Source organism: Vibrio sp. Vb2131, from assembly GCF_033338535.1.
Taxonomy (GTDB): Bacteria; Pseudomonadota; Gammaproteobacteria; order Enterobacterales; family Vibrionaceae; genus Vibrio; species Vibrio alginolyticus.
In genome coordinates, this window is the sequence record NZ_JAWOSW010000003.1 from 240,720 (window position 1) to 266,453 (window position 25,734).

Sequence of the window (25,734 nt, forward strand, 5' to 3'; positions counted from 1 at the left end):
TCTGAAGTCATTGATGCATTATTTTTCAAATGAGTATGATTGTATTTAACGCCAAATGTCTATGAATAGTTGTTCTTATTTGCAATCGAGTGGAGCGCACCAAGGTGTTGTGCTTAAACAACAAAACAAAAAGCCTGCAACTAAGCAGGCTTTATTGTGGGGGAGGGAGGGGAGCTGTTAGCCAACTTGAGAAAGATTAACCACTTTCTGTTGTAGCTTTTTCTTTAAATAGTCCGTTAAGGCCTGTTTTTCTTCCTCGTTCATGTAAAGACCAAGCTTAGTACGGCGCCATAAAATGTCTTCATCGGTCATTGCCATTTCATGGTTCATTAAGTAATCGATCTCACGTTGGTAAACACCACCTGCTTGTGCCGAGAACGTTTGTCCTAAGTCAGCTTCACTTGTTGTGCCTTCCATTAAGTTCCAGGTTTGGGTACCAAACTGTGTGACATAACGAAGAATCAATGCTTCTGGCGCCCAAGTGTATTTAGCGTGAATTTGTTTCGCTAATTGTTCACGACTACAGCTGAAGTTACCACCAGGAAGGGTTTGGTTGGCCGTCCAGTCTTTACCCATTTCAGGTAGGAACGGAGCAAGTTTCTTCATTGCTGCTTCACCTAACTTACGGTAGGTCGTTAACTTACCACCAAAAACAGAAAGCAGAGGTGCATGGTCGTATTCCGCATCGAGCTCTAGCGTGTAGTCTCGTGTGATTGCTTGCGGAGAGTCAGATTCATCGTCACATAAAGGACGAACACCGCTGTATGTCCAAACTACATCTTCGCGAGTCAACTGGTGGACAAAGTGTTGGTTTACGATATCAATGAGGTAATCGACTTCGTCATCTGAGATCGACACTTCACGTGGATCACCTTTGTATTCCACATCTGTTGTACCAATGATTGAGAACTTATCTAAGTAAGGAATCATAAATACGATGCGATTGTCTTTGTTTTGAAGAATGTAGGCTTGCGGTTCGTTGTGGATACGAGGAACAACGATGTGCGAGCCTTTGATTAAGCGAATGTTACGAGGAGAGGCTTGCTCTAATCCATCATCAAAGAACTGTTTTACCCAAGGCCCCGCAGCATTGACTAACGCTTTCGCTTTACGTTCGAAACGTTGGTCTGTCATCACATCGTGAATAGTAACGTGCCAGATACCACCTTCACGGTGTGCTTTTTCCACGCGGCAGTAGTTACGTACTTCAGCATGGTTTTCGCGAGCCGCAAGAACGTTCAGTAATACTAAACGTGCATCATCAACCCAACAGTCAGAGTATTCGAAACCCGTTTTCATTTCTGGTTTTAGCAAGCCAGATTTCGCAAGGTTGACGGTTTTACTGCCTTGCAGCGTCGTACGTTTACCCAAGTTATCGTAAAGGAAAAGGCCACAACGAATCATCCAAGCTGGGCGTAGGAATGGGCGATGCGGTAAACGGAAACGCATTGGTAATGCGACGTGTGGTGCTTTACGAAGAATAACCTCACGCTCTGCGAGCGCTTCCGAAACTAAACGAAACTCGTAGTGTTCAAGGTAGCGTAAACCGCCGTGTATCAGTTTAGAACTTGCTGAAGAAGTCGCAGATGCGAAGTCATTTGCTTCATATAAGCCAACACTCAAACCTCGGCCTGCTGCGTCTGCCGCAATACCAGCTCCGTTAATGCCGCCACCGATTACGATCAAGTCTAAGGTAGTGGATGAGCTAGTAGTGGAAGCATTATTTTGTATACTCATAAATTTGACCTCTTGGTGAGCGAACGAGCATTTTAGAACATAATGTAATCCTAGCTCAGGTTTCGTTTGTGATCATCTATTATTTTCGTTTGTGAGCGTTTTGTGTGATTTAGACACAAAAAAACCTCTGTCTAATTAAGACAGAGGTCATTTGAGGGGAAATTATACGATTGACGTTACTCGTTTTCGGAGTTTGATTCGTTAGCTTCAACCACTTCAAGTGGGATAGAAGCTTCCTTCAAAATTGACAAGATTTCTTCTGGTGGCTGCTTATTGGTAAAGATCATGTTGAGCTGTGCAATATTGCCTAGTTTCACCATAGCATTGCGCCCGAATTTGGTGTGGTCTACGGCCAGAAATACACTACGGCTATTGTCAATGATCGCTTGTTTGACCCGGACTTCGTGGTAATCAAAGTCTAATAGCGAGCCATCGAAGTCGATACCGCTAATGCCGAGAATACCAAAGTCGAGACGGAACTGTTTAACGAAATCGAGGGTAGCCTCGCCAACAATACCGCCGTCTCTGCTGCGGACTTCTCCACCCGCTAAGATGACTTTGATTTCAGGGTTAGGGAAAAGAATGGTCGCAACATTGATGTTGTTGGTGACAACACGCAACTGTTTATGGTTTTTATTGAGCGCTCGCGCAACTGCTTCTGGTGTGGTGCCGATATCGATGAATAGTGTGGCACCATCTGGAATGTGTTTGACTACCTCGTCTGCAATGACATCTTTTTCATTGAAGTTGAGCGCTTTACGCGTGTTGTAAGATGTGTTTTCAGAACTGAGAGGAATAGTGGCTCCACCGTGATAACGACGAATTTTGTTGTCATCGGCGAGTTCATTGAGATCGCGTCGGATGGTTTGTGGGCTGACATTGAATCTTTCTACCAACTCATCCGTGCTGACATAGCCTTGTTTTTTCACCAGCTCAACAATCTGCTGGTGTCGAGGTATTTGCTTCACTTACCACTCCCTTGTGCATTGGTAACGGCCAATGCTTCAAATTCGAAGCTCTATTGTGCTCGAATTTGCTCGTTGTGAGAAGTAAGCGAGTTCAGGAATCGGGGATAAAGCGCAAAAAGAGCGCACAAATGGCGCTCTTTTTTTCTTATGGAGATGAGATTAATCTTCTTCGTCGTGAAGTTCAGACCAGGTTTGTGCACATTTCACTGCACGTTTCCAGCCCTTGTAACGACGATTGCGTTTTTCTTCATCATCGTGTGGCTCAAAGGTGCGATCAAGTACCGCTTTATTCTGCAACTCATCAATGCTATCCCAGTAACCAACTGCAAGGCCGGCAAGGTAGGCTGCACCAAGAGCGGTAACCTCAGTTACTTGAGGGCGGTGTACTTCTGTGTTCAATACATCGGATTGGAATTGCATTAGGAAGTTGTTCGCTACTGCACCACCATCGACGCGAAGGTTCGCAAGCTTAATGCCTGAGTCAGCTTGCATCGCATCCAGTACGTCACGAGTTTGATAAGCGATGCCTTCCAATGTTGCACGGATGATATGGTTTGAATTCACACCGCGAGTAAGGCCGACAATCGTGCCACGTGCGTAGGCATCCCAGTATGGAGCGCCTAAACCAGTAAATGCAGGCACGACATAAACGCCGTTTGATGTATCCACTTTTGTCGCGAAGTATTCAGAGTCTTCTGCACCGTTTAGGATTTTCAATTCATCGCGTAGCCATTGGATAGAAGCTCCACCCATGAATACGGCGCCTTCAAGTGCATAAGCTGGTTCGCCTGCAGGACCACAAGCCAAAGTAGTTAGAAGGCCATGTGTCGAAGTGACTTTTTCTTGGCCAGTATTCATTAGCAAGAAACAACCCGTACCGTAAGTGTTTTTCGCTTGACCCGCTTCAACACACATTTGGCCGTAAAGCGCCGCTTGTTGGTCACCTGCGATTCCAGAAATAGGAATACGAGTACCGCCTTTACCACCGATGTTGGTTTTACCGTAAATTTCCGATGAGCGCTTCACTTCTGGCATCATAGATGCTGGGATGCCAAGCTCATCTAACATTTTTTGATCCCAACATAGATCGTTGATGTTAAACAGCATGGTACGCGATGCGTTAGTGTAGTCGGTTACGTGAACGCGACCTTGAGTCATCTTCCAAACTAACCAAGTATCGACAGTACCAAACAACAGCTTACCTGCTTCTGCGTCTTCTCGTGCGCCTTCAACATTGTCCAGAATCCATTTAACTTTGGTACCGGAGAAGTAAGGGTCAAGCACCAAACCAGTGTTGTCACGTACATAGTTTTCGAGACCGCGTGCTTTTAAATCTTCACAGATATCAGCAGTACGGCGACATTGCCATACAATCGCATTGTAAACGGGTTTACCTGTTTCTTTGTTCCAGACGATAGTCGTTTCACGCTGGTTAGTAATACCGATAGCCGCTAATTGGTCGCTACGGATGCCAGACTTAGCTAGAGCTTCTACTAAGGTAGAGCTTTGTGTTGCCCAGATCTCCATTGGATCATGTTCAACCCAACCAGCTTCTGGATAAATCTGAGTAAATTCGCGTTGCGCGACGCTTACGATGTTCGCATCATGATCAAGAATCACTGCGCGAGAGCTTGTTGTACCTTGGTCTAGGGCAACAATGTATTTTTGCTCAGTCATGGTAAGAATCCTTTTGTTTCGTTATTTATATTTTAGTAAATGTTCGAGTTACGTCAGTTTTAAGCTCTAGCTTCTTCTGTTTCTTCTTCCGTCTCACATTGGTTTGGAATCGTGCAACCGTGACCTTGTTGTGGAAGGTAAGCGGCAATCGCTTTTGGATACAACCAACCACCAAAACACGCACCTGCAATCGGAGCAAGTAAAGGCACGATAAAGTAAGGAATGTCTTTAGCACCTGTCAGAGCGTAATCCCAACCAGCGAAGTAAGCGAACAACTTCGGTCCAAAGTCACGAGCAGGGTTCATCGCAAAGCCTGTTAGTGGGCCAAGTGAGCCACCGATCACGGCAATCAAAATACCGATCAATAGAGGGTTCATTGCGCCACGTGCCGCGCCGTTATTTTCATCGCCCAGAGCCAGAATCGCAAACATCAGCACAGCAGTGATAACGAATTCCACAGCAAAAGCACCAAAGAAAGAGAGGGAGGCATGCGGATAGGTTGAGAAGATACCAGCAGTTGCTAGTGCATCTTGGCTGCTGCGAACGAAGTTATGAGCGATTTCGTAGTCGGTGAAAAGGTTGCTGTATAAGCTGTATACTAATGCAGCAGAACAGAATGCCCCAAGCATTTGAGCGATAATGTATGGCACCACTTTCGCCTTATCAAAACCATGGAACATAGCAAGTGCGATGGTAACGGCAGGGTTGATGTGTGCACCAGAGACGCCAGCCGTACAGTAAATAGCGATGGCGACACCGAAGCCCCATACAATACTGATTTCCCATTGTCCAAATGATGCGCCTGTTAGAACTAAGGCTGCAACACAGCCTACGCCGAAGAAAATAAGTAGTCCTGTACCGATAAACTCGGCCAAACATTCTCCAAGCAGAGAGGGGTGTTTGTTCGTTGTCATGTTAAAAGTCCTTTGATCATTTTTGCCTGTCTAGCACGATACTATTGTGCATATATAAACGTTTGCGAAAATAAACGAGCGTTAAAAATGAGCGTTTGAGCATAAATTTGTTAATCAAAGTCTTCGTTTTTGTTAAATGGCGCATCTTTTAACCGGAAAAGAACACAACGAAAATAATTTATTTGTCACGAGGCCAGTGTTGAGAGCGCTCAAATTACCGATGTGAAAAAGAATGCACAACTGGTAAGAGGAGTTTTGTGAAGCTGCTACGTGCTTGGAGACTTATTGCACAGAACTTGTGTAGCAGTTAACCCCAAAGGAGTAGAAGAATGTCAAATGTATCAAGGGCTAGCAGTGATATAAAAAAATACGCTGTCATGTTTGGACTTTTAGAAAAATCGTCATCCCATTGATACCAATAGGATGAGTTGAGAAGAGAATAAACGCTGTTAATGTCTTGTGTTTGTGAATCATTGCTTCGGCTTGTATTCAAATAAAAATTGTTTTTTTTATTTCGTTTGATGCTAAACGTGATCGTTTTTCAGCTTTTTAGTTATTAGTTGGTTCGGAGCGAGTAGGGCAGGCGTAAATCGCCCTTTTTACGGTTAGTTTATGTTCTAATTCGAGCCTTTGTTTCAAAGGTTTCGAATTGGAATGCTCAAGTGAGAGGTTTGAACATCAGTTTCATATTAACGAATCTTGAGTAAAGTTGAACGATGATCTAATTAATGCTCATATAATTTACTGTATTTACTTATATTTAATCCATGTGCAACATTTGTCACAGAAATAAAATCCTAACTCCATACAATTCATGAACTTTCGAACGAATATTTATTTTGTTTCGTTCGCTCCTTTTGTGTTTTTACCATCGCATACAAAATAATGAGGTTCCTATGTTTGGAATATTCAAACCTAAGGCGCACATTGATCGTCTGTCCCCTGGCAGCATCGATAGCACCTACTCTCGCCTCCGTTGGCAACTCTTTATCGGTATCTTTGTTGGCTACGCCGGTTACTATCTAGTTCGTAAAAACTTCAGTTTGGCGATGCCTTATCTTATCGAGCAAGGCTTTAGCCGCGGAGACTTAGGTGTCGCCTTGGCAGCTGTTTCCATTGCATATGGTCTCTCTAAGTTTCTAATGGGCAGCGTTTCAGACCGCTCCAACCCTCGCTATTTCCTTAGTGGCGGCCTATTGATGTCTGCATTAGTGATGTTTTGCTTTGGCTTTATGCCATGGGCGACTGGTAGCGTCACTGCGATGTTCATTTTGCTTTTCTTAAACGGTTGGTTCCAAGGGATGGGGTGGCCTGCTTGTGGCCGAACCATGGTGCACTGGTGGTCACGTAAAGAGCGTGGTGAGATCGTTTCGGTTTGGAACGTGGCGCACAACGTGGGTGGTGGCTTGATTGGTCCACTATTTATTCTTGGCCTGTGGGCATTTAACGATGATTGGCGCACTGCATTTTATGTTCCTGCATTTTTCGCCACGTTGGTTGCTGTGTTTGTTTGGATGACGGTTCGCGATACCCCTCAGTCTTGTGGTCTGCCTCCTATTGAAGAATACAAAGACGATTACCCAGATGACTATGACAAGTCCCATGAACAAGAAATGACAGCGAAGGAAATCTTCTTCAAATACGTCTTCAACAACAAACTTCTTTGGTCGATTGCAATTGCAAACGCATTTGTTTACCTAATTCGTTACGGCGTACTGGACTGGGCACCTGTTTACCTAAAAGAAGCGAAGGATTTCTCGGTAGATAAATCGTCATGGGCTTATTTCTTGTACGAATGGGCTGGCATTCCAGGAACACTATTGTGTGGTTGGATCTCTGACAAATTGTTCAAAGGTCGTCGTGCACCTGCTGGTATCTTATTTATGGTGCTAGTGACAGTTGCAGTGATGGTTTATTGGTTTAACCCTGCGGGCAACCCAACAGTAGATATGATGGCGCTTATTGCAATTGGCTTCCTAATCTATGGTCCGGTTATGCTGATCGGTTTGTACGCACTTGAACTCGCTCCGAAGAAAGCCGCAGGTACTGCCGCTGGTCTTACTGGTTTGTTTGGATACCTGGGTGGGGCAGTTGCCGCAAACGCGATTTTGGGCTACACCGTAGACCACTTTGGCTGGGATGGTGGCTTTATCATCTTAGTGGGTTCTTGTATTACTTCTATCGTGTGTTTGATGTACGCCTTCTTAGGTGAACGTGCGCACCACGAGCAAAAAGAGCGCGAGAAGGAAGCGCTAGCGTAATATTTATTTAAAGAGGCAGTGGAATACTGCCTCTTCGCTTTATCAAGGAAATAACAATGAAAACAAAGTCAGTATGTCTTACTTTTTTAGCACTTAGCCTCTCTGCTGGTGCGATTGCGAAGCCGCTTGTCATTGCGCACCGTGGCGCATCGGGCTACTTGCCTGAGCACACGCTAGAAGCCAAAGCACTTGCTTACGCAATGAAACCTGACTACATAGAGCAAGATGTGGTAATGACGAAAGACGACCAGTTGGTCGTGTTGCATGACCATTATCTCGATCGCGTAACGGATGTTGCGGAGCGTTTTCCTGATCGTGCACGTAAAGATGGTCGTTATTACGCGATTGATTTCACTCTGGCGGAAATCAAATCCTTGCGAGTTACCGAAGGGTTCAACATCGATGAGAAAGGCAACAAAGTAGCGGGCTATCCAACCCGATTCCCTATGTGGAAATCTGATTTCACCGTGCCGACGTTTGCTGAAGAGATTGAGCTGATCCAAGGCTTAAACAAAACGCTGGGTTATGACATCGGTATTTACCCAGAAATTAAAGCGCCTTGGTTCCATCGTCATGAAGGTAAGGACATTTCTAAAGCAGTACTTAAAGTCTTGAAGCAGTACGGTTACGGCTCTCAAGACGACAAAGTCTACCTTCAGTGTTTTGATGCGAATGAACTTCAACGCATCAACAGTGAACTTATGCCTGCAATGGACATGGACTTAAAGCTCGTTCAGCTTATGGCTTACACGGACTGGAACGAAACTATGGTGTACAAAGGCGACAAGGCAACACCATACAGTTATGACTGGATGTTCGAAGCCGACGGAATGAAGAAAGTAGCGAGTTACGCGGAAGGAATTGGACCTTGGAAGCCGATGCTGGTGGATGATAAGTCAACTAAAGACAATATCATCATCAAGCCGTTGATGAAGGCTGCAAAAGACGCTGGCTTGCAAGTGCATCCATACACGTTCCGCGCCGATCCAGGACGCATTCCCGCGTACACTGACAGCTTTGAAGGCATGATGGATGTGTACTATAACCAAGTAAAAGTGGATGGTTTGTTTACTGATTTCCCAGATAAAGCGGTCAGCTTTTTAAATCAGTAATCAGCACTCACGCATTTTGCTTTAAGCTAAAAAATCCCCCAACAGTTTCCTGCTGGGGGATTTTTCGTAGGGCTAATTCACGAATGAATTAGTTGTTTTTATGCAGTTCGCTGTTCAGTTCAACCGCGCTCTTGTTAGCAAGACATTCGATTTGACCTGTTACAGAGTTACGACGGAACAGTAGGTCAGAAACACCAGCAAGATCGCGGGCTTTCACCACTTCGACTTCTTGACCTTCAGAATCTAGCATGCGCACTTTAGAACCAGCAGTTACGTACAGACCTGATTCGATAGTACAACGGTCACCCATTGGGAAACCAAGACCTGCGTTCGCGCCTAGTAGAGAGTTTTCACCGATAGAAACCACAACTTTACCGCCGCCAGATAGCGTACCCATGATAGATGCGCCGCCGCCGATGTCAGAGCCGTTACCAACCACTACGCCAGCAGAGATACGACCTTCAACCATGCTTACGCCTGTTGTACCCGCGTTGAAGTTGATGAAGCCTTCGTGCATTACCGTTGTGCCTTCGCCAACGTGTGCGCCAAGACGTACGCGAGAAGTGTCAGCGATACGAACGCCAGTTGGTACCACGTAGTCCACCATTTTAGGGAACTTGTCTACGCAATCTACGCTTAGTGCACGACCCGCTAGGCGAGCTTCGATTTGACGCTCTGCCAGTTCAGGTAGGTCGATTGGACCTTCGTTAGTCCATGCGATGTTGTGTAGTAGACCGAAGATACCGTCTAGTACCGTGCCGTGCGGTTGAACTAGGCGGTTAGAGATAAGTTGAAGTTTTAGGAAGCCTTCAGCAACGCTTTGTGGCTGCTCGTCAGTTGCAAGGATAACCAGTACAAGTGGTTGTGCTGATTCTGCTGCTTTTGCTGCGAAAGAAGCGTTTGCCGCATCGCCGTTTGCTTCAAATGCTGCTGCCAGTTCTGCGCTTTGTGCTGCAGAGATCTCGATAGCTTGGTTGCCTTGCTCGTAACCTGCTACTGCTGCTAGTGCGTTAACAAGCGCTTCGCTTGGGTTAAGAACTGGGTTTGGGAAAAACGCTTCGATGATTTTGCCGTCGCGGTTTTTAGTTGCCGTACCAAAGGCTAGAGAGAAGAAAGCCATAGTTGATCTCCATGTGTTGAGTCTTGTGTCTCGTCTGTTCACTGACAAGAAATAATTAAGTTGTCAGTCATCATAAAGAGAGTGTTGGGGAGTTTAAAGAGGGGAAATGGAGAAAGTCCGTAGATGGATACCTTTTGTCTTTTTAGAGATATGTTTGTCTGATGAGAAATGTGGCTACGAGGTGGTCTATTGGGGGAGTTTTGCTGAAACGATAGAAGGCAGTTTCTTGTCTCGGCTCTAGAAAGAAAGGGCGTTTTCCTATTCTGGCGAGTTCTTTCGAGATACAGAGGTATGTTTTTAATTGTTTAGAACAAGGTGTCGTATAAGTTCAAATAAATTTGGCGCAAGCTTGAGGCGGCTCGGTTTTGAGATAAATAATTCTTTATATTCATATTGATTCATATTAAGGTTGATCTACGTTTTTAAGCATTTTCAATGAGATCAGTATGGGTAAAAAAGTCGTTACGGTTACAACGTCTGAGCTGGAAAGAGATTTGTTTAATGTGACTGGTGATAAGTTATTCGCTTCCAAGCAAGCTTCGCAATTTCAAATATTTTATGCAGGTTCAGTGATAGATTCTATTAAGTATAAGAGAGGGGTGATATCCAAAGATGATCTTTTACTTAATCAACATATAAGGTGGGAGCATAATAAGGCCCATAGTTATCGCTTGGCCAAAAACATCCTTAAAAAAACAGGGCAATGTCGTCCTAAGAATGTAGCTGCTCATCATATTGTATCATGGAAAGACATTAGAGCTGCAAAGTCCAGAATGAGGCTATCAGCATTTCGAATCGATATAGATAGTGCGGAAAATGGTGTATTTTTACCAAGATGGAATAAACATGTGCCCCATTCGCAAATGGTTGAAGCTTATTCTCACTCCTGTATCCATACTTCATTTTACTATTTGAACGTTGAACATTTACTTGAAAATACGATTGCTCAGGATGCAGATAGAGAAGATATCGTTGAGGTTTTAGAGGATATTGGAGACGACTTGAAAATGGGCATGTTTCCAATAACCAGAAAAATAAGGGCGAATGAAATTGCAGTTTAAAAAACAAACTTTTACTAAGGTATTTGGTATTCAGCCAGATGTGGATAAATATTTATATCTAGAGCACACGAGCCTATTGGGTTTAGACGACGTGAATAATGAAGTTTTACCAATATTCAATGGAGCTTCAAAAATATCAACTTGGCAACCATTGACACTTGATTGGCTCCGGCATGATGATTCCGATGACTTAATAAAACCAATGATTGCTGCCTGGGGTAGCTGTACGTACGTAGTTCGCCATGATATTGCGAGCTTGTTCAAAGATACGCTCGGAGATTGTTGTGAATTCCTACCTGTAAATGTGGATAACTCCATTTGGTATGCACTTAATGTGACTTCTAAATTGGATGCATTACATACTGAACTGTGCGAGATAAACTACAAGCCAAATGGCAGAGTTCATAGAACTAGACCATATAAGCGTTTTGTTATTGATCGTGCTAAAGTTTCAACCCCGAGGCTCTTCAAATTAAGTGGTTCTCCAATAAGCATCTGTACTTCAAATATCGACAATAGCTTTTTAAATCTAGTGACTAAAAACGAGTTTACCGGGGTTAGTTTTTATGAAATAGAGAGTGTTTAACTTCAGGAATAAAAAAACGCCGCATAATGCGACGTTTTTTCTAAACAAATGAGAGGCTTATGCAGCGTCTTCTTGCTCGCTATCTTCTTCAACAGCTTCAAGCTTCTTTGCTTTTTTTGGTGCAGGTTTACGTTTTGCACCAAGAGCGTAAAGCACTTCTTCTTTGTTTTGCGCAAGGAACATTGCAAGATCTTCTTGCTTACCTTCGTCTTCTAGAAGTTCACTTTTACCCAGCAGTGAGAATAACTCGTCTGCCATATCCAGCATTTTGTCGTATGCGTCAGCTTCCGCTTTAGAGGTAAAAGTCATTTTCTCTTCTCCATTGCGTTCTACCACGTACTTGACGATTACAGCCATGGTTGGTCCCCTAATTTGGTGTATTGATACTGGCTTTTTATACAGTTTTTGACCAATCAAGTCTAGCGACAAGCCTCAGAATGAGAGACACGTACAACTAACTGACTAGCATTTAAACTATCTTGGTTTCACTTTGCGGATTTGTCCGCCAAAGGAAGGTTTGTTGGTCGCTCCCAATCTTGGCAAAATTCGATAAACGTTTTGAGCAATGGGCTTTGATATTTCTCTTTATGAACCAGTAACCAGAAGCGACGTTTCATATCTAAAGGCATGTCGAGCAGTTTTACGCGGCCGTCACGAATAGCAGGTTCTGCAGACAAACGTGACAAACAGCCCAAGCCTAACCCTGCCGATACTGAGTTGATCAACGCTTCGGTGGTATTGAGCTGAAAAGCTTCATGCCAATGTTCCAAGCGCGGCGCGACAACGCGCATAAAAAATTCGCGTGAACCAGAGCCTGCCTCTCGCAATATCCATTCACTGTTTTCTAGCTCGGTTAAGTTTACTGGCCCTTCGTGCGCGGCTGGGGAATTGGGCGCGCAAATCACGCACATTTCATCTTCGCTAAACTGGGTAGACTGCAATTCAGGGTGAAGTGTTTTGCCTTCAATGAGGGCTATGTCTAACTCGTAATCGGTCAGCATGTCGCAGATTTGTGCGGAGTTAGAAATGAACAGACTTTGAGAACGATGGTTCGTTTGCTGACGAAATTCGCTAAGCAAATAGGGCGCGACTTGGTTGCCAATGGTGTCGCTGGCACCAATGCGAAGTTGGCCCGATAGCGCTTGGTCACCATCGAAAATGCTCTCGATGTCCTTGGCTCGGTTGAGTAATTCATCCGCCAGTGGCAGTAGTTTTTGACCTTCTTGGTTCAAAATCAGTCGGTTATTAACACGATCAAATAAGTGATGGCCGATCTGCTTTTCTAATTCTGAGAGTGCCATGCTCACTGCGGCTTTCGATAAAAAGAGACTATCAGAAGCCGCTGTGAGCGTTTTGTGCTGCGTGATCGTCGTAAACACTTTCAGTTGTTTAAGAGAAATGTGACTTGCCATACCCCACCGTTAAGTAATTCTGAACGTTTGTTTTAAATAATTAGATATATCGGAACGAAGTGCAAGCGTATTATACGTCTCATCAAGAGTGAGTCTGGTTGAGGTCATCATGATTCAAAGAACAAAAGCAAAAGTAATGGGAGCGCCAACTCCAATGGCGGGTTTGGCTCTTGGTATTGCAAGCTTGGGCTGGAGTTGGGAAAACTTCGCCGAATTACATGGCTACGGACAGTGGATTAGTGCGGGTATCGCGAGCATATTGTTGGCTATATTGGCAACCAAGTTTTTGCTACATAATCATCTATTGAGACAAGATCTTGCTCATCCGGTTGTGGGCAGCGTGGTTCCGACATTTGCGATGGGCACTATGGTGGTATCGAACTCTCTCGGCCATTTTTACCCATTAGCTGGCGATGCGCTTTGGCTGATTGCGGTGGTTTTGCACATCGTATTCTTGGTGAGCTTTGTTTACCATCGCGCCAAAGATTTTGAATTGCACCACATGGTTCCTAGTTGGTTTGTACCGCCAGTGGGTATCATCGTTGCGGATGTGTCTTTCTCTGGCAACCCTATGTTAGCACCAGTGGCACAAGGTGCATTGATGTTTGGTATGGTGGCGTACGCGATCATGTTGCCGATGATGATTTACCGTTTCATGTTTACCCATGAAATTCCGGATGCAGCAAAACCAACCATGGCAATTATGGCGGCGCCAGCAAGTCTATCATTGGCAGGGTACTTAACGGTCACTGCGACACCATCACCAGTGATCATCGCTATGCTATTTGGTATCGCGGTATTGATGACAGCCATCATTTACCTCGCATTCTTTAAATTGCTTAGACTGCCATTTAGCCCAGGCTATGCGGCGTTCACTTTCCCGATGGTGATCGGTGCGACGGCGCTGTTTAAAATGGCGAATTGGATGGAGTTGCAAGGATTGGCTGCGCACTATGTTCAACAAGTGCGAGGCTTAGCTAGTCTTGAGTTGATTGTGGCAACATTTGTTGTCTCTTATGTGGCCTTACAATACATCAACAACTTGTTGATTCAGCCACGCTTGATGCACGCTCATCACGCTTAAATAGCAGATAGGAAAAAGCCTCTTGGTCTTACAACCAAGAGGCTTTTTTATTTCAATCGGCGTCGATGTTGGACGCTAGCCTTTTTTGTAAAATCGCGACATCTCATCCAGAGAATGACGAATGATATCGACAGGAACTTTCTGTTCTTTCTCGACTTTTAACTGGCGATTCAGTTGCTGAGAGTGCCCGCCAGGGTTGACCACAAGCATCAGCTCTTTGCCGACCAATGCATAGTTGTAGTAGCTGCCTGCAATATACCAATCGCGAGAGGCTGAGCTATCAAACAAGTTATGACCAACGCTGTATGAACTCGTTGTGCCTTGAACGTCAAACAGCGTATTCATCATGGTTGGCACGACGTCAAAATGGGTCGTGCGGTAATCAACTTGCTCTGGCTGACGATTTGGCATGTACACGTAAAGAGGCACATGTACTTGAACGTCACTGTAGTTACCCGTGTGGCCCCAATAGTTCATCTTATGGTCATTAAACTCTTCACCATGATCTGATGAAATCACCACAATGGTATTGTCTAAGTCGACGTTTTTCAGCACATCACCAATCAAGCTATCGATGTAGTACAACGAGTTCTTGTATCGATTATGGTAAAGCGAAGCGTCAAAATCGTTGTTGAGCAAAATGTGGTCAACGCGTTCCCAGTATGGTTTGAATTTCGCAAATTCAGGTTCGGGAAATACTGTGCCATGGGCGGCATCGTAGAACAGAAAACCAAAGTACGGCTTGTCGCTATCCTGCTTTTGGAACTCGATGAACTTGTCTGTTATCTGCTGATCGCGCTCGACAGCTGTTTCCCCAGTTTGTTTCAGGGTCAAGTCCGACACTTTTTTGAATACCGTGCGAGAAAGTGGCGGGCTGGTGAGCGGTGCCGAGCCAAAAATGCCCATGCGGTAGCCTTCTGCTTGCAGCGTATCCATAAAAACAGGAGAGCGTTGACTTGCGTAAAAGCTTTCCCAGTAGGTCGCTGGCAAGCTGTAAAACAGGCTGAAAATACCCGCTTGAGTTGAGTTGCCGCCGCTCATATGTTGTGTGAAATTCACTGTTTTTTCGGCGAACTTGCTGACATTTGGCATGACTTCCGGCGTCGCATCACTGTAGCGCCACGCATCAACCAAGATAAACAAGACATTGGGCTGTTTCTCTTTGCTTTGCACTTGAATCGGCGCAAGCGGATAGTTGAGTGAGCTACGTTCAATGTTGGTTAACTCTACGCGGTTCTTCGATGCAATGTTCTCATCCACTAGGTCGTGTTTGTAAATAAATTTACGAGCCGTCAGCGGGTAGTAAAGTGGCCAGTTATTCGAAAACTGACTGACTTCATCGTCGTAAAGTGCGTTTTTGTACGCATGAATCATCTGCGTGCTAAGCAATACAGCAAACCAGACGCTGATCAAAACGAACTTAGCTCGGCTTTGTGCCAGTTGATTACTTACCCAAACGGTACAAGCGAGCCCGATCACCAGAACGGAAATTTCACTGATGAAGATTAGCCAACTCATCCACGAAATATCGAAGACATCACCGCCACCTTCGAAAAACATACGGATTAATAGGGCGTTGATGTGAAGTTTGTATTGCTGAAAAACGAGGATATCGACTTTAAACATGATCAATAGACAGATCGCGATAGCGATCACGATACCTTTGAATGCTCGAGTCGGTAGAAAAGAGAGCAATAAACTCAACAACATAAATGGAAGAGCGATCAAGCCCAGCCAGCCATATTGAGTCGAAACCAAATAGTAACCTTGCAACAAGGTTAGCGGTTCATTCTGATTGTTAGACAACACAAAAGGATAACAAGCGATCGACAGGTACACTGCAAAGCAAGCAAAAAAAGCAATCAGCCAAGCGCTGTTGGAAGACAGTTTGCGAAACATACTTTTTGTTTGTTTATAAATTATGGGTAGAGGGAGTATAAAACAGTGTTTTTTATTATGGAATAGTTGCGACGAATGTCACATTTTGTATGGAAGTGTCAGACTTGATTGACATGTGAAAATTCAGAAGATTCATACTCTATTTGAGTGATATATAACCTTTTGTTTTTTCCGAACGCGAGATCACTGCGGGTTTAAATGGGGCTGTGCTAAGCTAGCTAACAGTTTCAATCGGCGCTCGGTATTCCCAATTTGTTTACTGTTTATCACTCCAACCAAGTTGACGTTCTTAAATCACTCCTTGTCGAACTGATTCGAATCAGTCCGCTGGAAAACCCGTTCGAAAAAGAACAAATTCTGGTTCAAAGTCCGGGCATGTCCCAGTGGCTAAAAATGGAATTGGCCAAAGAGTTTGGTGTTGCCGCGAACATTGATTTTCCGCTCCCTGCTACTTTCATTTGGGAAATGTTTACGCAGGTGTTGCCAGACGTGCCAAAACGCAGTGCGTTTAACAAAGAAGCGATGACGTGGAAGTTGATGCATCTGCTGCCGGGGCTTCTCAACCAAGAGGTGTTTTCGCCGTTAGCGCAGTACCTCAAAGATGACATTGACCACTCTAAGCTGTATCAGCTGGCTGAGAAAATTGCCGATATTTTCGATGGTTACTTGGTGTATCGTCCGGAATGGATCGCAAGTTGGGAAGCTGGGCAGAGTGTGCCAGAGCTGGAAGATGAGCATCCGTGGCAGCCGATCTTATGGCAAGCGTTGTATGATCACACTGTGTCATTAGGGCAGTCTCCTTATCACCGTGCCAACCTTTATGAGCACTTTATCGACACGTTAGAGAGTTTTAACTGCAATTTTGACCATTTACCCAAGCGTTTGTTTGTTTTTGGCATTTCTTCGTTGCCGCCTCGCTATATGGATGCGCTAAAAGCAATTGGTGAACACATCGACGTGCATCTGATGTTCACTAACCCTTGTCGTTATTATTGGGGTGAAGTTCGAGATCGCAAATATCTGGCTCGTTTGGCGGCGAAACATCGTCAGCACGTTGTGTGGCAGGACGATCACTCGGAAGTGCAAGGTGAAACTGAGCAACTGAAAGGTTCATTGGAAGATAATGTGATCGATGAGCTGCACACCGATGTGGTCGGAAACAGTCTGTTGGCATCCATGGGTAAACTCGGGCGCGACAATATGTATCTGTTGTCTCAGCTGGAATCTCATGAAATCGAAGCCTTTGTTGATGTTGAGCGCGACAGTCTGCTCCATCAATTGCAAGCGGATATTCTCAATCTTGAAGAACATCAAGATGATCAACAGATTGAAAACAGTCATCACAAACAAGTGGTTAGCTTGGGTGATAAATCACTGAGCCTACACGCTTGTCACAGCCCGATGCGCGAAGTTGAAGTGCTGCATGATCAACTGTTGGCGATGTTCGATGCTGACCCAACGTTAAAACCGCGCGATATTATCGTGATGGTCGCGGACATCAACGCTTACAGCCCTGCGATTCAGGCGGTCTTTGGTAACGCGCCGGGTGAGCGTTTTATTCCATATTCGATTTCTGACCGAACCGCCGATCAAGAGAGCCCAATTCTGGCTGCATTTATGCAGTTGGTGAACTTACCCAATACGCGCTGTTTGGCATCAGAACTACTCGAACTTCTGGAAACTCCAGCGATATTAAAGCGTTTTGAACTCAGCGAAGATGATTTCTTACAAGCCAAACAATGGGTTGAGGAATCGGGAATTCGCTGGGGGTTGGATGCCAATACCGGACGCGAATTTGAACTGCCGGAAACTCGTCAAAACACATGGCAATTTGGTATTCAACGCATGTTGCTTGGCTACGCGATGCCAGAATCCGCTGGTTTGTTTGAAACCGAGCAAGGCAGTTTGTCTCCGTACAACGAAGTGCAAGGCATGGGCGCAGAGCTGGCGGGCAAGTTGGCACACTTTATCCAACAAATTAGCACTTATCGAAGCAAACTTTCTCATGTTCAGACTATTGATGGTTGGCGAGAGACTTTAGTTTTACTGCTGGATGACTTCTTCTCAGTTGAGTTAGAAGGCGAAATGGCGCTCAAATCCATTCGCGATACGCTCAGCCAACTCAAAGAGCAATTAGCTGATGCCGCATTTGATGATGCGTTATCGCCGTCGATCATCAGCCAATACCTTCAAAACAAATTATCTGGCACACGAGTCAGCCAGCGCTTCCTGGCTGGTCAAGTGAACTTTTGTACCCTGATGCCGATGCGCTCTATTCCGTTTAGAACCGTTTGTCTACTGGGGATGAATGACGGCGTGTACCCACGCTCCATGCCGCCAGAAGGCTTTGACTTGATGACCGGAAGAACCAAACCGGGCGACCGTTCGCGTCGAGATGATGACCGTTACCTATTCCTCGAAGCAATGCTATCGGCACAGCAAACGCTCTACATCAGTTATGTTGGCCGTTCAATCCAAGACAATACCGAGCGAGTACCTTCGGTTCTGGTTTCTGAGCTGATGGAATACTGCCACCAAAACTATTGTTTAAGTGGTGATGAAGCGTTGCCCGTTGATGAGTCTGGCGACAACTTATTAAATGCGTTGGTGAATACCCACGCCATGGTGCCGTTTAGCCCAAGTGCGTTCCAAGGCATGCACGCCAGCTACGCGAAAGAGTGGATTCCAGCGGCATTAACTCAAAGTAGTCAATCGCAAGGCTATGTTCGTCGTGATTTTAATCGGGCATTAGACGACTATCTGTTAGGAGCGACGTTCCCACTTGAGCTCGACTTAGTCGAGTTGCAACGTTTCTGGCGCTTACCTGTGCAGTATTTTTTCAATCGTCGTTTAAAAGTAATCTTTGAACCGCCACTACCGGTGATGGAGGACGACGAACCCTTTGTTTTAGGTGGTTTGGAGAGCTATCAAATGCGTGATGAGCTGTTAGAAACCTTGCTTGAAACGACATTGATGCAGCCAGAGAAAAAAACAGAGGTACTTAAACACTTTATGAGTCAACAGCGCGCGCAAGGCAAACTGCCGGTGGGGGCGTTTGGTGATATCGAATTTGAAACTAACCGAGTTCAGGCGGAAGAGCTGGTGGATAAACTGGCGTTTTTATCTGGTGCGCCTCAAGACGATTTGGAAATCGACCTGACGTTTGATTCCTTGTTTGAGCGAAATGAAGGCGAAGAGAAAAACGTTCGCCTAACAGGTTGGCTGACTCAATGCTACCAATCCGGTTTGATTCGCTATAGAAGCGGTAAGATTCGCTCGCAGGATTACCTTGCTGCGTGGATCGATCACCTTGCCATGTCGGCGTCGGGTCATGCTAAGAAAACTCACATCATTGGTTACGATCGTAAAGAAGGCGCGCTGCATTTGATCTACCCAGAAATTGCCGATGCGCAGTATGCCAAACAGCTACTGACTGAATTAGTTCGCTTATTTTTCGAAGGCATGACTAAGCCTTTGCCTTATTTCCCGAAAACGGCGTTGGCTTGTGTTGAAGCGGGCTTTAGCCGCGGTCAGTGGGTAGATTACGAAGAGAAATCTTTGAAGAAAATGGCTGACGCATTCAATGATGGCTTCATGAGCCCGGGCGAAGGCAGTAATGCGTACATCTCTCGAATTTGGCCTGCTTGGAATGATGAGTTGGCCTCAGAAGTTCGTTTGCTGACAGCATTAGTACTGCAAGGTGCGCGCTTAGCGGTTCAAGACGCTGATGATGTAAAAGCGTAATAAAGACAGCTGGATAAAGAGAAGGAAGAGTAGGGTGGCCGCCAGAAAATCATTATTTTTTGTAGGGCGTTCGCTGTACGGCCACAAGGTCAGAGGGACCATGATACTTTTGTTTAATTCATTTGAGTTGTGCCGCCAAAAAGGTTTGGCTTATCTCGTGGGGCGCATACTAACGGTACGTCTTATGGATAACCGTGAGAAAGATCTCACAAAGCTCTAAATTATCCAACTTGTTAAACATATTAATAGAATTTTTAACTATAGATCACATTTATTAGGTGATACGTCCTAGTAAATAATCCGGAGAGATTCAGCGTTATGGATCAAATGTCAGGTGCAGAGTGTCCTCTACATACGTTAGACCGCACAGAGCAACCTCAACCAACGCCACTAGAACCGATGACGTTTCCTCTGCACGGTGCGAGGTTAATCGAGGCATCAGCAGGTACAGGTAAAACCTTCACTATTGCAGGTTTATATCTGCGTCTTTTGCTTGGTCATGGCAGCGCGGAAACTCGACATCGCGTACCGCTTGCGGTCGACCAAATTCTGGTTGTAACCTTTACCGAAGCGGCAACTGCGGAATTACGCGATCGTATCAGGGCAAGAATCCATGATGCGCGAATCGCGTTTGCGCGTGGACAGAGTTCCGACCCGGTGATCCAACCTTTGCTTAATGAGTTTGACGATCACAAGCAAGCCGCAGAAATTTTATTGCAGGCAGAGCGTCAGATGGACGAGGCGGCGGTCTACACCATTCACGGTTTTTGCCAACGTATGCTAACGCAAAATGCGTTTGAATCTGGCAGCCGATTTAATAACGAGTTTGTGACCGATGAAAGTCACCTAAAAGCGCAAGTTGTAGCCGATTACTGGCGCCGCAATTTCTACCCGTTGCCATTTACCTTGGCTGGAGAAATTCGCCAGCTATGGGGCTCTCCATCTGCGTTGTTGTCTGACATCAGCAATTACTTAACTGGTGCGCCGTTAAGCCTTTCTGTTCCAGCAATGAAAGGCAGTTTGGCTGATCTTCATACTGAAAATTTGAAAAAAATTGATGAATTAAAAGCACAGTGGCGAGAAAGCCAAGATGACTTCTTAACGCTGATTTCGTCTTCAGATGTAAATCCGAGAAGTTACAACAAAAAGTCTCTGCCGACGTGGTTGGAGGCGGTAAGCGCTTGGGCTGCAACGGAAACTACAGGTTACGATTATCCAGACAAGCTGGAGAAATTCGCGCAAAACGTCTTGTTGGAAAAAACACCGAAAGGCAGTGCGCCGCAGCATGCGGTATTTGAAGCCATTGAAACATTTCTTGCCAATCCAATCAGCTTAAAAGCGCCACTGCTTGCTCATGCGATTGAGCATTGTCGTGCAATGCTGGCCAACGCGAAAAATCAAAAACAGTGGCTCTCTTTCGATGATTTGCTGACGCAACTTTCTGCTTCTATCGATACGGACGAAAGCGAGCTTTTAGCGGCGCGTATTCGTACTTTGTATCCCGTCGCAATGATTGACGAGTTCCAAGATACCGACCCGCTTCAATACAGTATTTTCAGCCGTATTTATCTGAATAATCCGGAATGTGGTTTGTTTATGATCGGTGATCCCAAGCAGGCGATTTATGGCTTTCGTGGCGCAGACATTTTCACTTATATCAAAGCGCGTAACCAAGTAAGTGCCCACTATACGTTAGGAACCAACTGGCGTTCTAGCGCAGATATGGTGCAGGCGGTAAACCAAGTATTTGCTTTGCCAGACAGTCCATTTATCTATGATTCAGATATTCCGTTCTTACCCGTTAAGTACAGTCCCAATGCCGAAAAACGCATTTGGACTATGGGTGGCCAAAAGCAACCGGCGCTGACTTATTGGTTGCAAGAAGCGGACGATAAACCGCTACCAAAAGGCGAGTATTTGACTCGAATGGCAGAGGCGACTGCAAGCCAAATCCAAACTATTTTGACGCAGGCTCAACAGGGGCAAGCGTGTCTGGTGAATGGCGAAAAACAGAAAGCGGTTCAAGCGGGCGATATCGCGGTGTTGGTTCGAACAGGTAGTGAAGGTCGAATGATCAAACAAGCGCTGGCTGAACAAGGCATTGCCAGCGTGTACCTGTCTAACCGAGACAGTGTGTTTACCAGTTCAGTGGCGCAGGATCTACAGCGTTTGCTGCAAGCGGTGCTGACTCCAGAAAATGACCGTGCGCTGCGTGCAAGTCTTGCCTCTGAGCTGTTTGCCCTTGATGCAGCAAGTTTGGATGCACTTAATAACGATGAAATTGTGTGGGAAAACGCCGTAAACGAATTCAAAGAATATCGCAAACTTTGGGTTCAGCGTGGTGTGCTGCCGATGCTGCGGGCGGTGATCAGCAAACGCCATATTGCCGAGCGATTACTAGAAGAAGGCGCGAGTTCACAGGGTGAAAATGGTGAGCGAGTGCTTACCGATTTAATGCACATCGGTGAACTGCTTCAACAAGCCAGTAATGAACTGGACAGCGATCACGGTCTACTGCGTTGGCTCGCTCAGTCTATCAGTGATGCGGAAAACGGTTTGGGTGGCAGTGATGACCAAATCCAACGTTTAGAATCGGAACGTAACTTAGTGCAGATCGTAACTATTCACAAATCAAAAGGCTTGGAGTATGACCTCGTATTTCTGCCGTTTGTGTTCAGCTATCGAGAAGCCAGTGAAGCCAAATATTACGATGCAGCCAATGACCGCACGGTACTGGATATTACTGGCAACGATGCGTCCATGAAGCAAGCGGATAAAGAGCGTTTGGCGGAAGACTTACGCTTGATATACGTAGCACTAACGCGAGCTGTGTATGCGTGTTTTATCGGTGCCTCACCTTTGCGCAATGGCCGTTCGACCAAAGAGCCAACTGGTGTACACCGCAGTGCGATTGGCTATTTGATTCAAAATGGTCAAGAAGGTGGCATTAACGATTTGCAACAAGGTTTAACAAAGCAACAAGACGAGCTTGATTGTGTCGTTGTGGCCGATCCGCCGCAGCAACTCGAAGAGAAGTACGTAGCGCCACAAGAAGAAATACACGATCTTAGCGCGAAAGAGCTGCAAAACCCTATCGATAGAAACTGGCGCATCACCAGTTATTCTGGCTTGGTCAAGCAAGGCTCTCATCACGCCGAGCATGATGCCACGATTGAGATTACGGGTTTTGATATCGACTCATCTGAAGAGCAAGACGAAGCGGATTTGGTGGAGCCAGAGCGCTCTATTTTTACCTTCCCTCGTGGTGCGCGTCCGGGTACGTTCCTGCACAGCTTGTTTGAGGAAGTTGAATTTACTCAGCCAGCCACTACGGAAGAGAATACACAAATCATCCTTGGCTTGATGGAAAGCGAACAGCTCGATGAAGAGTGGCTACCTATTTTACAGCAATTGATTGATACCGTACTCGCAACGCCGTTGGATGGTAAGTCTTTGCTGCTGAATCAAAAAGCACCGTCGCAACGTTTGGTGGAGATGGAATTTTTGCTGCCGATTGAAGTTTTGTCTGCACCGGCGTTAAACCGAGTCATTCAACGTCACGATCCGTTGTCGGCGAAAGCGGGGGATTTAGGTTTCCAAACCGTGCAAGGCATGCTCAAAGGTTTTATCGACTTGGTGTTTGAACATCAAGGTAAATACTACGTGCTTGACTGGAAATCGAATCATCTTGGCGACGATGTGACGCACTATCATGGTGAGGCTCTGAAATCGGCGATGGCAGATCACCGCTACGATTTGCAGTACCAGATTTATGCGTTAGCCCTGCATCGTTTCCTACGCAGCCGATTGGCCAATTATGATTATGAACAGCACTTTGGTGGCGTGTATTACTTGTTCTTGCGCGGCATGGATGGGCAGAGTGACCACGGCATTTTTGCCGCGAAACCAACTTTCGAGTTCTTACAAGAGATGGATCGTTTGATTGATGGTCAAGTACTTGAAACGCGCTCAACTCAAGCCGGGCAGATGGAGCTACTTTAATGACGACAAATCACAATCTTCATTCTGACCAAGATAGCCTATTGGTAGTGTTGGAACGCTTGGCGCACAAAGGTGCTATTCGTCAGCTCGACTACCAATTCGCCTGTTTTATTGATTCTCAAACGCATGATGAACAGTCGGACAGCCAAGCACTGGCGTTTATCGCTGGTGTTGTCAGTAGTGAGCTTGGTAAAGGACATATCTGTCTGTCTCTGTGCGATGCACAAGGGCAAACTACGGATTTAGCCAGTAAGCTAGGGCTGTTTGGTGAGTCGGCATTGGCGCTTAACACACAGTTGCAAGGCATAGACTGGATTCAAGTATTACAAAATTCCAGCGTGGTCGGCGCGCAAGGAGAAGCCTTGCCTTTAATGTTCGATGGTGAGCGTCTGTATCTGCATCGCTATTGGCATTATGAAGTGACACTGGCGGAAAAGCTCAATCAGCTGGGCGCCGCAGTTAACTTGCAACCACAAGAGTTTGCGCGATTATCGGAGTTGCTCAACCATCTGTTCGCACGCCAATACCATTTTCTGTTTAACGCGTTGGGCAAAGCAGTAGAAGCGGGAAGCAGCAACCAAGTGTTGCGTCAGCAATTGGTGTGTGACCACCTTGATGTGGTCGCAAGCGAATCGTTGGATTGGCACGCCATTGATTCCGTGCTTAGCAATGCGCGCAAGGTTCAAGATTTGCAAATACTGGATGAACTCGTGCCACTCTCAGCTTGTGTGAACTGGCAAAAAGTCGCGGCGGCGGTTGCGTTAACTCGTCGATTTGCTGTGATTTCTGGTGGCCCTGGTACGGGTAAAACGACGACAGTAACCAAATTGCTTGCTGCTTTGATTGAACAGGCGACGCAAGAGAAAAATCTAACCATCAAGCTGGTGGCCCCGACGGGGAAAGCGGCGGCGCGATTAACCGAGTCCATTGGTAAAGCGGTGCAAGAGCTGCCAGTTTCTCCGGAGCTAAAAGCCAAAATTCCGACTGAATCGAGTACCTTACATCGGTTGCTGGGTGCGATTCCTAATAGCGCAGAATTTCGTCACAACAAGCAAAATCCACTGCATTTGGATATTTTGGTTATCGACGAAGCGTCGATGGTCGATTTACCAATGATGTATAAAGTGGTCGATGCCTTACCGAAACATGCGCGGCTGATTTTGCTAGGTGATAAAGATCAACTTGCCTCAGTTGAAGCAGGGGCAGTGTTGGGTGATATCTGTTCGTTCCATGCGTTGGGTTATGGCAAAGAGCAGGCGTCAGCCATCGCAAAACTGACGGGCTTCGATACTTTAGCCCATACGGGTAACAGTGCATCTAGCATTGCCGATAGTTTATGTATGCTGCAAAAGAGTTACCGATTTGACGCTCGCTCAGGCATTGGTCAGTTGGCAAAAGCGGTTAACTCAGGTTCTGCTGCGAGCGTAGATAACGTCTGGGCGCGTGACTTTTCTGACATCGAACATTTCGCGCTAAGTAGTCAACATTACAACCAACTGATGCAGACGTTGGTGCAGGAATACGGTCGTTACCTCAAACGCATTGGACAACAGGAAACTGATCCTAAAACCGGAGAGCCAGAGTCGCTAACGCACAAAGCCAAAGCGGTGTTAGATACCTTCAACCAATGCCGATTGCTGTGCGCGATCCGTGAAGGTGACTTCGGTGTGGCTGGGCTAAACCAACGCATCGAGAAAGCGCTCGCGGCGCGCAAGTTCATTCAAGTTCAGGATGAAATTTGGTATCACGGCAGACCCGTCATGGTTACGCGTAATGATCACGGTTTAGGTTTGTATAACGGTGATATTGGTATTTGCATGCGAGATGACACTGAAGAAGAACCGCGTTTGAAAGTCTTTTTTGAGTTACCTGACGGCAGTGTGAAATCGGTCTTACCGAGCCGAGTACCTGAACATGAAACGGCTTACGCCATGACCATCCATAAATCGCAAGGCAGTGAATTTGATTACACCCTGATGATTTTGCCACCAGACTTTAGCCCGATATTAACCCGTGAGTTGATTTACACAGGCATTACCCGCGCGAAAAAGCGTTTAGCTCTTTACGCCGAACTTAATGTTCTGAAGCGAGGCATTAAGGTGAAAACCACTCGTGCGAGTGGGTTAGTAAAGCGGCTTACGAATTAATTTTTACTTG

The 25,734-nt window shown here is 45.8% G+C and carries 16 protein-coding genes; 8 read left to right on the forward strand and 8 right to left on the reverse strand.

What is annotated here, in order from left to right; translation table 11 throughout:
• Window positions 1-177: 177 nt before the first annotated feature.
• The 4 genes from glpD to R7E38_RS05150 form a co-directional block, all read right to left on the reverse strand.
• The gene (gene glpD, locus R7E38_RS05135; protein WP_017636005.1) at window positions 178-1,737 is read right to left on the reverse strand and encodes a glycerol-3-phosphate dehydrogenase; all 1,560 of its coding nucleotides are present in this window, start codon (window positions 1,735-1,737) and stop codon (window positions 178-180) included.
• Window positions 1,738-1,913: 176 nt separating this feature from the next.
• Window positions 1,914-2,705 carry a DeoR/GlpR family transcriptional regulator gene (locus R7E38_RS05140; protein WP_005380192.1) on the reverse strand — a complete coding sequence of 264 codons (792 nt, stop codon included), beginning with the start codon at window positions 2,703-2,705 and terminating at the stop codon, window positions 1,914-1,916.
• 159 nt (window positions 2,706-2,864) lie between these two features.
• On the reverse strand, window positions 2,865-4,382 hold the full coding sequence (gene glpK, locus R7E38_RS05145) for a glycerol kinase GlpK (RefSeq protein ID WP_005380193.1): 1,518 nt from the start codon (window positions 4,380-4,382) through the stop codon (window positions 2,865-2,867).
• Between the two features lie 59 nt (window positions 4,383-4,441).
• Window positions 4,442-5,296: an MIP/aquaporin family protein gene (locus tag R7E38_RS05150; RefSeq protein WP_005380195.1), complete on the reverse strand. Its 855-nt coding sequence runs from the start codon at window positions 5,294-5,296 to the stop codon at window positions 4,442-4,444.
• An 896-nt stretch (window positions 5,297-6,192) separates the two neighbouring features.
• Between R7E38_RS05150 and glpT the strand changes: the two genes are divergently transcribed.
• Window positions 6,193-7,557 (forward strand): glycerol-3-phosphate transporter, encoded by a 1,365-nt coding sequence (gene glpT / locus R7E38_RS05155; protein WP_005380199.1) that lies wholly within the window; start codon window positions 6,193-6,195, stop codon window positions 7,555-7,557.
• Between the two features lie 56 nt (window positions 7,558-7,613).
• Window positions 7,614-8,669, forward strand: coding sequence for a glycerophosphodiester phosphodiesterase (gene glpQ / locus R7E38_RS05160; RefSeq protein ID WP_005380201.1), 1,056 nt, complete (start codon window positions 7,614-7,616; stop codon window positions 8,667-8,669).
• Between the two features lie 88 nt (window positions 8,670-8,757).
• On the opposite strand, the gene dapD is transcribed toward glpQ, so the two are convergent.
• Window positions 8,758-9,789, reverse strand: coding sequence for a 2,3,4,5-tetrahydropyridine-2,6-dicarboxylate N-succinyltransferase (gene dapD, locus R7E38_RS05165; protein WP_017636007.1), 1,032 nt, complete (start codon window positions 9,787-9,789; stop codon window positions 8,758-8,760).
• 446 nt (window positions 9,790-10,235) lie between these two features.
• On the opposite strand from dapD, the gene R7E38_RS05170 reads away from it, so the two are divergent.
• Window positions 10,236-10,850 carry an AHH domain-containing protein gene (locus R7E38_RS05170; RefSeq protein WP_033905557.1) on the forward strand — a complete coding sequence of 205 codons (615 nt, stop codon included), beginning with the start codon at window positions 10,236-10,238 and terminating at the stop codon, window positions 10,848-10,850.
• The gene (locus tag R7E38_RS05175) at window positions 10,840-11,436 is read left to right on the forward strand and encodes an imm11 family protein (protein ID WP_238853068.1); all 597 of its coding nucleotides are present in this window, start codon (window positions 10,840-10,842) and stop codon (window positions 11,434-11,436) included. The genes R7E38_RS05170 and R7E38_RS05175 overlap by 11 nt, the downstream gene beginning before the upstream one ends.
• Before the next feature lie 57 nt (window positions 11,437-11,493).
• Here R7E38_RS05175 and R7E38_RS05180 read toward each other — a convergent pair whose 3' ends face one another.
• Together R7E38_RS05180 and R7E38_RS05185 are read right to left on the reverse strand one after the other, a co-directional pair.
• Window positions 11,494-11,793 (reverse strand): YebG family protein, encoded by a 300-nt coding sequence (locus R7E38_RS05180; protein WP_005380208.1) that lies wholly within the window; start codon window positions 11,791-11,793, stop codon window positions 11,494-11,496.
• 128 nt (window positions 11,794-11,921) lie between these two features.
• A complete protein-coding gene (locus tag R7E38_RS05185; protein ID WP_017636009.1) occupies window positions 11,922-12,848 on the reverse strand; it encodes a LysR substrate-binding domain-containing protein in 927 nt (308 codons plus the stop codon).
• Window positions 12,849-12,957: 109 nt separating this feature from the next.
• Here R7E38_RS05185 and R7E38_RS05190 point away from each other — a divergent pair, with 109 nt between their 5' ends.
• Window positions 12,958-13,932 carry a TDT family transporter gene (locus tag R7E38_RS05190; protein WP_005391714.1) on the forward strand — a complete coding sequence of 325 codons (975 nt, stop codon included), beginning with the start codon at window positions 12,958-12,960 and terminating at the stop codon, window positions 13,930-13,932.
• A gap of 75 nt (window positions 13,933-14,007) precedes the next feature.
• On the opposite strand, the gene R7E38_RS05195 is transcribed toward R7E38_RS05190, so the two are convergent.
• Window positions 14,008-15,831: a DUF3413 domain-containing protein gene (locus R7E38_RS05195; protein ID WP_042521370.1), complete on the reverse strand. Its 1,824-nt coding sequence runs from the start codon at window positions 15,829-15,831 to the stop codon at window positions 14,008-14,010.
• A 252-nt stretch (window positions 15,832-16,083) separates the two neighbouring features.
• On the opposite strand from R7E38_RS05195, the gene recC reads away from it, so the two are divergent.
• From recC to recD, 3 genes are all read left to right on the forward strand, one after another.
• Window positions 16,084-19,575, forward strand: coding sequence for an exodeoxyribonuclease V subunit gamma (gene recC, locus R7E38_RS05200; protein ID WP_226083489.1), 3,492 nt, complete (start codon window positions 16,084-16,086; stop codon window positions 19,573-19,575).
• Window positions 19,576-19,902: 327 nt separating this feature from the next.
• Window positions 19,903-23,577, forward strand: coding sequence for an exodeoxyribonuclease V subunit beta (recB, locus tag R7E38_RS05205; RefSeq protein WP_226083545.1), 3,675 nt, complete (start codon window positions 19,903-19,905; stop codon window positions 23,575-23,577).
• Window positions 23,577-25,724, forward strand: a complete 2,148-nt coding sequence (recD, locus tag R7E38_RS05210; RefSeq protein ID WP_213908242.1) for an exodeoxyribonuclease V subunit alpha — start codon at window positions 23,577-23,579, stop codon at window positions 25,722-25,724. The genes recB and recD overlap by 1 nt, the downstream gene beginning before the upstream one ends.
• Window positions 25,725-25,734 lie beyond the last annotated feature (10 nt).